Annotated in this window: 11 protein-coding genes and 1 pseudogene; all 12 read left to right on the forward strand. The window is 28.8% G+C overall.

The features are described from left to right. Positions 1-29: 29 nt before the first annotated feature. Positions 30-344: a P27 family phage terminase small subunit gene (locus BN346_RS10945; protein WP_040328581.1), complete on the forward strand. Its 315-nt coding sequence runs from the start codon at positions 30-32 to the stop codon at positions 342-344. Further along, positions 325-1,998 (forward strand): terminase TerL endonuclease subunit, encoded by a 1,674-nt coding sequence (locus BN346_RS10950; RefSeq protein ID WP_051540314.1) that lies wholly within the window; start codon positions 325-327, stop codon positions 1,996-1,998. Before BN346_RS10945 ends, BN346_RS10950 begins: the two co-directional genes overlap by 20 nt. Positions 1,999-2,022: 24 nt before the next feature. Next, positions 2,023-3,183: a phage portal protein gene (locus BN346_RS10955; protein ID WP_040328582.1), complete on the forward strand. Its 1,161-nt coding sequence runs from the start codon at positions 2,023-2,025 to the stop codon at positions 3,181-3,183. Then, the gene (locus tag BN346_RS10960) at positions 3,176-3,904 is read left to right on the forward strand and encodes a head maturation protease, ClpP-related (RefSeq protein WP_040328584.1); all 729 of its coding nucleotides are present in this window, start codon (positions 3,176-3,178) and stop codon (positions 3,902-3,904) included. The genes BN346_RS10955 and BN346_RS10960 overlap by 8 nt, the downstream gene beginning before the upstream one ends. A gap of 4 nt (positions 3,905-3,908) precedes the next feature. Beyond that, on the forward strand, positions 3,909-5,099 hold the full coding sequence (locus BN346_RS10965; RefSeq protein ID WP_242838427.1) for a phage major capsid protein: 1,191 nt from the start codon (positions 3,909-3,911) through the stop codon (positions 5,097-5,099). A 23-nt stretch (positions 5,100-5,122) separates the two neighbouring features. Continuing rightward, a complete protein-coding gene (locus BN346_RS10970; protein ID WP_040328586.1) occupies positions 5,123-5,434 on the forward strand; it encodes a phage head-tail connector protein in 312 nt (103 codons plus the stop codon). Then, the gene (locus tag BN346_RS10975) at positions 5,415-5,732 is read left to right on the forward strand and encodes a phage head closure protein (RefSeq protein WP_040328588.1); all 318 of its coding nucleotides are present in this window, start codon (positions 5,415-5,417) and stop codon (positions 5,730-5,732) included. The genes BN346_RS10970 and BN346_RS10975 overlap by 20 nt, the downstream gene beginning before the upstream one ends. Before the next feature lie 23 nt (positions 5,733-5,755). Next, complete coding sequence (locus BN346_RS10980; RefSeq protein ID WP_040328589.1) at positions 5,756-6,139, forward strand: HK97-gp10 family putative phage morphogenesis protein; 384 nt, start codon at positions 5,756-5,758, stop codon at positions 6,137-6,139. A gap of 13 nt (positions 6,140-6,152) precedes the next feature. Then, positions 6,153-6,482, forward strand: a complete 330-nt coding sequence (locus tag BN346_RS10985) for a hypothetical protein (RefSeq protein ID WP_040328591.1) — start codon at positions 6,153-6,155, stop codon at positions 6,480-6,482. 11 nt (positions 6,483-6,493) lie between these two features. After that, entirely contained in the window at positions 6,494-7,087 is a 594-nt protein-coding gene (locus BN346_RS10990) for a major tail protein (RefSeq protein WP_040328593.1), read from the forward strand. 1 nt (position 7,088) lies between these two features. Next, positions 7,089-7,421 (forward strand): hypothetical protein, encoded by a 333-nt coding sequence (locus BN346_RS10995; protein WP_040328594.1) that lies wholly within the window; start codon positions 7,089-7,091, stop codon positions 7,419-7,421. A 256-nt stretch (positions 7,422-7,677) separates the two neighbouring features. After that, positions 7,678-8,066: pseudogene (locus tag BN346_RS11000) on the forward strand (hypothetical protein); the annotation flags it as partial.

The following is an 8,066-nucleotide window of genomic DNA, read 5'->3' on the forward strand; positions in this document are numbered from 1 at the left end:
AAAACTGATTTTGAAAGGAGGGTGAAAATATGGCAAGTGCTAGTAAAATAAAGGATTCGTTAAAAAAACAATTAGAATTAAAAGGAGCTAATGTAGAGCATTTTTTAGGGCTAATTGATGACTATATTTTCTATTTTAATCAAGAAAAAGCGATGCAAAATGATGTAAAAAGAGATGGAAGAATGGTTAAAGGACTATCAGCATCGGGGCATGAAATGAAAAAAGAAAACCCTGCTGTTAAAAATGCAGTAATTTATAATAAACAGAAATTAGCAATATTAAAGCAACTTGAATTAACAACAGATAATGTAGGTTGTGGTGATGATGAAGAAGACGAATTGTAGTGATATTCCAGAAATACAAAACTATATTGATTTAGTTCATAGTGGGTATATAGAGGTATGTAAAGAACAAATTCTATTATGTGACTATGTAGAGAAGTGCTTTGAAAAGGAAGAGTTGTATGTAGATATAGAAGCATTGAATAAATATTTAAATTATCAGAAATACTTTCCATTTAATTTATTAGAGTGGGAAGTATTTTGTTTTACATTGCATAATTGCACATACACTAAAAATGGTATGTTGAGATTTCCAGACTTATTAATTTTAGTTGGTCGTGGAGCAGGTAAAAATGGATATTTGGCATATGAAGATTTTTGTTTATTAACACCAGTTAATAAAGTTAAAAAATATCATATTGATATTTGTGCAAACAGTGAAGAACAAGCTAAGACGAGTTTTGAGGATGTATATGATGTACTGGATGATGAAAAAAATAAAAAAAAGTTTAAAAAACACTTTGATTGGAATAAGGAAGTTATAAAAAATTTAAAAACAGGTTCAGAATTAAAATTTAGGACATCAAATGCAAAAACAAAAGATGGTGGAAGACAGGGTAAAGTTGATTTTGATGAATATCATCAATATGAAGATTATAAAACTATAAATGTATTTTTAACTGGACTTGGAAAAAAAGAACATCCAAGAACAACAATAACAACTACTAATGGAGATGTTAGGGATGGTCCACTAGATAAAATAATTTCAAGGTCAGAGCAAATATTAATAGGTGCTATAGATGATAATGGACTATTGCCTTTTATTTGTAAATTAGATGATGAAAAAGAAGTAGATAACCCTAAAATGTGGGATAAAGCAAACCCCTCATTACACAAGTTGCCACATTTACAAGCAGAACTAAAGAAAGAATATATAAATTATAAGGAAGACCCTATAAGTAATTCTGCATTTATGACAAAGAGGATGAACATACCAAAAGGAGATGCAGATAAAGAAGTTACAAGTTGGGAAAATATATTAGCAACTAATCAAGAGATACCAGATTTAGAAGGAGCAACTTGTACAGTAGGTATTGATTATGCAAAAACAACTGACTTTGTATGTGCTGGTTTATTATTTAAGTTTAAAGGTAAATATTATTGGTTATCTCATACATGGGTTTGTGAAAATTGCAATGATTTAGGAAGGATAAAAGCACCTTTGAGAGAGTGGGAAAAAGCTGGATATTTAACTTTTATAAAAGGTCCAGAAGTTCCACCAAATACACCTGTAACTTGGTTACAAGAACAAGCCTTAAAATATAACTTAACTATATTAGGAATGGACCAGTATAGATATACATTATTAGCTAAGTCACTAAAAGAAGCAGGATTCGATACTGATAAAGGTGGAGCAAATAATATTAAGTTAATAAGACCTAGTAATCAGATGCTTAATTACCCATTAATCAACAGTGCATTTACTAATCATAATATTGTATGGGGAGATAATCCTCTGATGAGATGGTATACAAATAATGCATGTATAAAGCAAGAAAAACATGATAATTTTAGCTTTGGGAAAATAGAACCCAAAAGTCGTAAAACTGATGGATTTATGGCTTTTGTAGCAGCTATGTGTGTAAGTGGAGATTTAGAAGATAGTGGAGAAACATTTGATATAGATGATTTGGAATTGGGGGTATATACCTATTAAATATTTGATGAAAGGGGTGATAGATTGAAGGTTATAGATTTTTTCAGGGATATGTTTGGTTCTAAAAATGAAATAAGTTTGAATGAAAAATTTCAAGATACATTAAATAGTATTGCAGTAGAGGAATTTGCTATAAACACAGCAATAAATCTAATTGCTAGTTGTATTGCAAAATGTGAATTTAAAACATTTTATAAAAATAAAGAAATAAAAAAGGATGAATATTATACATGGAATATAGAACCAAATAAAAATCAAAATTCTACAGAATTTATTCAAGAATTGATTTCAAAATTGTTATATAACAATGAAGCTTTAGTAGTTGATATTAATGGAGAATTTATAATTGCAGATAGCTTTTACAAAAAAGAATATGCGATTATTGAAGATTATTTTGAGAATGTAACAATAAAAGATTATGAATTTAATAAAAGATTTTATATGAGTGATGTGCTTTATTTTAAGCTTAACAATAAAGATATAAGTCTGTTATTAAATAAATTAATGGATGGATATAATAAGCTTCTTAATATGGCAATAGGTAAATATAAAAGAGCTGGAGGAAGAAAAGGGATAGTTAATTTGGATGCAATTGCAAAGGGGGATGAAGAAAAGAAAAAGCTAATTGATGAAATGTTTAGCAAGAGCTTTAAAGCTTATTTTGAAAATGAAAATGCAGTAATTAATCTTCCTAAAGGTGTGAAGTATGAAGAAAAGAGTGGAGAAAATGGTAGAAAAGCTACTAGTGAAATAACTGATATACAAATTTTAGTTAAGGAGGCTTTTGAAAGGTCAGCACAAGCATTTAAGATACCACCAGCATTGTTAAGAGGGGATATAGCAGATATTGAAAAGTTAACAGATAATTTTTTAACATTTTGTATAGACCCTTTAGTAGATTTATTAAGTAGTGAAATAAATAGAAAAAGAATTGGTAAAAAGGAATATTTAAGTGGGACAAAAATAAAAATTGATACTACATGTATTAAACATATAGATATATTTGCTATTGCAGAAAAAATAGACAAGCTTATATCTACTGGAATGTATAGTGTTGATGAAATTAGGAAAAAACTTAAAGATACTATTCTAAACACAGATTGGAGTGAAAAACATTGGATTACAAAGAATTATTCGGATATTTCAGATATAGAAAATACGAAAGGAGGTGAGAAGAATGAATAGACAATTATGGACAATAAAACAACAGGCAGATACATTAGAAATTTATTTATATGATGATATAGAGGATGATAGAGAGGATTGGTGGACTGGAGAAAAAATAGAAAGTGAAACATCATCTAAACATATAAAGGATGTATTGCAAAATAATGAGAATGTTAATTTTATTAATGTATTTATAAATAGTTATGGTGGAAATGTCAAAGAAGGATTAGGTATATATAATCTTTTGAAAAGGCATAAGGCATATAAAACAGCATATATAGATGGATTTGCATGTAGCATAGCAAGTGTAATACCTATGAGTTGTGACAAAATAATAATGGGAACAAATGCGTTGATGATGATACATCATGCATCCATGGGATGTTATGGGAATGCTGAACAATTAAGAAAAAATGCAAACGATCTTGATGTTATAGACGAAGCAAGTTGTTCAAGTTACTTAACAAGAGCAGGAGAAAAATTAAATGAAGATACATTAAAAGAATTATTAGATAATCAAACATGGTTAAATGCAAAACAATGTGTTGAATATGGATTAGCAGATGAAATAGCGGGGCTACAAGAAGATGAAACAATAAAAGTAGCAAAACAAAAATATAATAAATATATTCAGAGGTTACAAGATGAACCAGCACCAATAGTGCCAAAAGAATTTATAGAGCAAAAAACTAATGCAAATAAATTGATGCAAATATTTAAAAAGAAAGAGGGTAAATAATATTATGGCAATGAAAAGTAAAGATTTATTAAAACAAGAGTTATTAAACGGATTAAAGGAAGCTATGCAAAGTGAGGATGAAGGAGCAATAGCACAAGCATTTACTGAATTTGGATTGTCAGTACAACAAAATATACTTGAAGATGTAAAGGCATATCAAGAAACAGCAGATAAAGAAATTTTAGCTAAAAGAGGAGTGCATCAATTAACACAAAAAGAAAATGTATTTTATCAAAGTGTTATAGAAGCTATGAAGAGCAATGATGTTAGACAAGCATTTACTGGGTTAGAAGTAGCTTTCCCAGAGACTATAATTGACAACATTATAGCTGATATAAAATCAGAGCATCCATTATTAGATGAAATAAATTTTCAAAATACAACAATTTTAACTAAGGTGCTTGTAAATAAAAAAGGAGTACAATTGGCACAATGGGGACCTTTAGGGTCAAAAATAACTAAGGAATTAGAGGGTGCTATAGGAAAGATTGATTTAACACTTTGCAAGTTGAGTGCATATATACCAATATCAAAGGATATGTTAGAAGTTGGTCCACAATGGATAGATGCATATGTAAGAGGCACTTTATCAGAAGCTATAGCATGTGCACTGGAAACAGCTATAGTAACAGGAACAGGAAAAGATGAACCAATAGGTATGGATAGAGATGTATCAGAAAATGTAACAGTTACAGGAGGGGTTTATCCTAAAAAGTCAGTTGTTAAAATTATGGATTTATCACCTAAAACATATGGCAAATTACTAAGTACATTAGTAAAAGGACCTAATGATAAAAAGAGACCAGTAAATAGTGTTGTTTTAATAGTTAATCCTGTAGATTACTTTACAAAAGTAATGCCGGCAACAACTATTAGAGGAACAGATGGAACATATAAGAATAATGTATTTCCATTTCCAACTACAGTAATACAAAGCTGTGGAGTTAATGAGGGTGAAGCTATTATCGGATTAAGTGAAAAATATTTCATGGGAATAGGTGCAGGTTCTAATGGTGGTAAAATTGAGTATTCAGACGAATTTAAGTTTTTAGATGATGAAAGAGTATATCTTACTAAATTATATGGAAATGGAAGAGCATTAGATAATAATGCTTTTATTTTATTAGATATAAGTAAACTAGAGGATGCAACTTTAGAAGTAACAGTAAAAACAAAAGGAGAAACACAGAAATAATTATAAAGGAAGAAGTGAATTAGATGAATAATGAGTTGCTTCAAGACATTAAAGATTATTTGAATATTTCATGGCAAGATGAAAAGATAGATAAGAATATAGCAGGAATGATAAAAAGAGGAATGGCATATTTAAAGGATGTAGCAGGAGTAAAGGAATTAGATTTTGAAGAGGAAAATAATTCGAGAGCATTACTATTTGATTATGTAAGATATGCAAATAGCCAAGCATTAGAAATGTTTAGTATTAATTTTCAAAGTGAATTATTGTCATTACATTTAGAATATCAAGCAAAGGCTTTGCAGGAGAAGAAAAATGAAAATAAAAGTTCCTAACATAGAATTTCAAGTATTTAATGATGGAGTTTGTGATATTTACTATGAAGAAGATGAACACAAGGATTTTAAGTATAAAAGGTTAGGTTTTAATGAAAGGGTATTAGGGTTTAAACGATATTTTGCTGCTGCTTCTGCAAAAGTTGAAATAAAAAAAATTATAAGAATACCATACGTAGAAAACATTGATGATTATGACACTATAGAGATAGAAAAACAAAAATATGAAATAAAATTGATACAAGCTAAGTATGATACAAACCCTAAATGTTTAGAATTAACACTTAACATAAAATAAAAGAGGGAGTTGATTAATTATATATGGCTGATTTAGAAATAGGCGGTATGGATGAAATAATAAAAAGAGTAAAGAGTATGGGAAAAGCGGGAGAAAAAATAGAAAATATAGCACTAAAGAAGGCAGGAAACATAATTTTAGAAGAAGCTAAGAAAAATGTACCCAAACGAACAGAAAATTTAAAAAAAGGATTAAAAGTTTCTAATATTCATAGGAAAGCTGGAAATAAATATGTAGTAGTAGGAATACAAAGAGGAGATAATTCTAAAATATTCTATGGGAAATTTTTAGAGTTTGGTACTAGTAAAATGAAAGCTAAACCATTTTTAGGACCTGCATATGAATTAAAAAAAGAAGAAGTAAAAGAAACAATAAAACAAGAGTTTAAAAATGCTCTAAAAATATAAAAAAGGTGAGAACATGAATGTAAATGAATTAATTGAGAATACTTTAAAACCTTTAAACATTCCAATAAAACATCATATATATGTTGGGAAAGAAACAACATATATAACCTTTTTTGAGTATCTTGAAAAGGGTGAAGATTATTATGATGATACAGAAAAAAGTACAGGACATTATATACAAATTGATTTATGGTCAAAAGAGGAATTGGATTCTATAAAAAAGGACACAGTAAATCTGTTAATAAAAAATGGCTTTGTAAAAAAGAATATATATGATTTTTATGAACCCGACACTAAAATTTTTCATAAGTGTTTGAGGTTCTTTTATTATACAGAAAATTAGGAGGAATAATTATGGCAATTAAAGGATTAAGAAATTTTAGATATGTAAAGTTAACAAAAGATAGTAAAGATGAATTAGAATATGCTACAGAGGTAAAACAACTTGTAGGAGCCAAAAGTATAAAAATTGCACCAAAAGTAGATTCTGCTGAATTATATGGTGACGACCAATTATTAGAAACAGCAAGTTCACTTGGAGCAATTGAAGTTGAAATAGATGTTGCTGAATTAACACTAGAGGAAAGAGCAGATTGGCTAGGTTATAAAATAGAAAATGGAGTTCTTATAGAAAATAAGGATGCTACTCCAGCAGAAATAGCATTTGGATTTGAAGCACCAAAATCAAAAAGTGCTAATGAAGGTGAAGCATTTAGAATGGTTTGGTTAACAAAAGGTAAAGCAGAGCCATTAGAGGAAGAAGGAAAAACTAAAGAGGATAAATTAGAATTCCAAACACAGAAAGTAAAATTAAAATTTATGCCTAGAATTAATGACGGTGTTTATAAAATTACAGCTGATACAGATTTAAAAGGAGCACCTAAACAAGAGCAATTCTTTAAAGTAGATTTTTTAAAAGCAGGTAAGATAGCACAAGGAGGTATATAAAGTGAGCAATTTAAATACTAAGGGTGCAGTAATTAATTTAGATAAAGAAAGACATATATTATTTGATTTAAATGCATTGTGTGAAATAGAAGATAAATATGGTGATATTTATAAAGCAATAGCTTCACTTTCATCACAACCTAAGATGAATGACATAAGATATATGTTGTATGTTGGATTATGCCATGAAGATGATAATTTAACAGATAAAAAAGTAGGAAAATTAATAACACTACAAAATGTAACTGACGTTATAGAAGCGGTAGGAAAAGCTATGGATATGTCTTTACCAGATAAAAAAGAAGAGAGTGAAGATGATGGAAAAAACGTATAAGCCACTCTAAGGAATTACCTTGGAGTTGGCTTTTTTATATTGGCAAAGTTCAATTAAATTTTACAGACCATGAATTTTGGAGATTAACATTAAAAAAATTATTAGTTCTATGGGATGAACATTGTAAGTTTAATGGTTGGGGTAAAAATAACAAAGAAGATAATGAAGAAGATGTTTATATAGATGAAATAAGTTGGTTATAAGAGCTTAGAAATTTTTCTAGGCTCTTTTAATTTGAAAAGAAAGGAGGAATAGGATGTCAGAAGATATAGGAAGTTTAGTTGTTCGTGTTGCTATGGATAATACTTCATTTCAAGAGGGAGTAAACAGTTTAAACAGATCATTAAGTGTTGTAAAAAGTGAGTTTAAAAATGCAACTAGTGGATTAAAGGAACATGGCAAGGGATTGGATGGATTAAAGGCAAAACAAGAAATGCTTTCAAAATCTATAAGTACTCAATCAGAAATAGTAAAAACATATAAAGATAAATTAGAATCATCAAAACAGGCATTAGAAGATTCAATTGATGCACAAATTTTACTTAAAATAAATGTTGATAAAGCTAAAAAGTCATATGAGGAAAGCAAAGTAGAATTAGGGAAGAATAGTGAAAAGACAAAAGAACTAAAAGAAAGCTATGAAAA

The sequence above is a fragment of the Clostridium ihumii AP5 genome, from assembly GCF_000612845.1.
Taxonomy (GTDB): domain Bacteria; phylum Bacillota; class Clostridia; order Clostridiales; family Clostridiaceae; genus Clostridium_J; species Clostridium_J ihumii.